This window comes from Psychrobacter sp. CAL346-MNA-CIBAN-0220 (genome assembly GCF_040309805.1).
Classification (GTDB): Bacteria; Pseudomonadota; Gammaproteobacteria; order Pseudomonadales; family Moraxellaceae; genus Psychrobacter.
The window spans coordinates 1-279 of record NZ_JBEOPF010000176.1 but is presented as its reverse complement, the minus strand read 5'-3'; the positions used below and the strand labels follow the sequence as shown (position 1 = coordinate 279).

Below are 279 nucleotides of genomic sequence, written 5' to 3'. Positions count from 1 at the left end.
GATTTTCACGCAGTGGATCGATAGGTGGGTTTGTTACTTGCGCAAATTTTTGGCGGAAGTAATCATAAAGCGAACGATGCCCTTCACTAAGCACAGCAAATGGCGTGTCATCACCCATTGAGCCGGTTGCTTCTTGGCCGTTTTCACCCATTACACGAATAACACTATCAAGCTCTTCGTTGGTATAACCAAACATTTTTTGATATTTAGCTAGCGTTTCGTCATCAAATGAGCGATTACCGGCGTCTTGCTCAGTAAGCTCTTCAAATGGTACTAAAC

1 protein-coding gene is annotated in these 279 nt (G+C 43.4%); it reads right to left on the bottom strand.

Annotated elements, in window-relative coordinates:
* On the bottom strand, positions 1-279 hold a 279-nt coding region (locus AAEY88_RS13205; RefSeq protein WP_350563122.1), incomplete at both ends, for a glutamate synthase central domain-containing protein.